General features: G+C 64.4%; 1 protein-coding gene. It reads right to left on the reverse strand.

What is annotated here, in order from left to right; all coding sequences use genetic code 11:
• Positions 1 to 210: 210 nt before the first annotated feature.
• Positions 211 to 810 (reverse strand): hypothetical protein, encoded by a 600-nt coding sequence (locus IU459_RS37310; protein ID WP_195134279.1) that lies wholly within the window; start codon positions 808 to 810, stop codon positions 211 to 213.
• Between the last annotated feature and the right edge of the window lie 135 nt (positions 811 to 945).

The raw sequence follows: 945 nt of genomic DNA on the forward strand, positions 1-945 counted from the left end.
CACCGCCGACGCCGCCAGCGAGGGCTGTCCCGGCTGACTCCGGTCGAGTATGAGACCCTGAACCAGGCCCCACTCGCGGCCTGAAACCACCACAACCCGCGAGTCAATCAGATCCGGGGCAGTCCCGAACACCACGAAGCCATGGTCACCTGGTCGATGATCATCCTCATGTCCCGTCGGCTCGCCCGAACCCGGAAATGAGCAGTTTGTTCACAGGCACTTACAGGTGAGGAAAGAGTCAGGGTTGTCGTAGACATGGAATTGCGGGAATGCCAGGAACGCGGCCGTCTGCTTCGGGGTCAGGAACATGCCTTCGAACCGGGTGTGGGCTTGTCGTGCGGCGTTGAGCATGCGGGTGGCCGCCGGGCCGGAGATGCCTTCGCCGTGGTTGATGCGGTCGGCGAGTTGGTCGAGATAGTCGGCCATGGCGCGGGCGGTTTCGATATCGAGAACGCGGCGCAGGCCGTGCCGGGCGCGGCCGGAGTAGCCGTCGGTGACGGTGGATGCCCGCAGGTGCCCGTATTGGATGGCTAACGCGATGCGGCCGCCGGGAAGGCGGGCAATGTGCCAGGCGACCGTTCGCCGGAAACGACTGACCTGGACCGGGCCGTCCGGGTCGTCCGGGATGCGTTCGGCAACCAGGCCGGCGTGCTCGGCGTAGTCGTTGACCCAACCGATGAACACCCTGATCCGGTCGTTTGCGCCCACGCAGGTGACCACCGGCCCGCTGCGTTTCCGATTGCCCAGCGTTCTTTTCGCCCATGGTGTTTTCACCGGGAACAGCAGATCGGTCCCGGTGTAGTTGGTCATTCGCTCGAGTGTCAGCGTTCACGAAAATCCGCAGGTAAGCCGTTTTCCGTTCACGTATTCGGGCAGGGCCGCGTTCACGTAATTCCCCAGCGGGAAGCCGGTCGCGGCTGGTGTGGTCCTCGCAGGAGTTGGCTG

This window comes from Nocardia amamiensis, assembly GCF_015477605.1.
GTDB classification, from domain to species: Bacteria; Actinomycetota; Actinomycetes; order Mycobacteriales; family Mycobacteriaceae; genus Nocardia; species Nocardia amamiensis_A.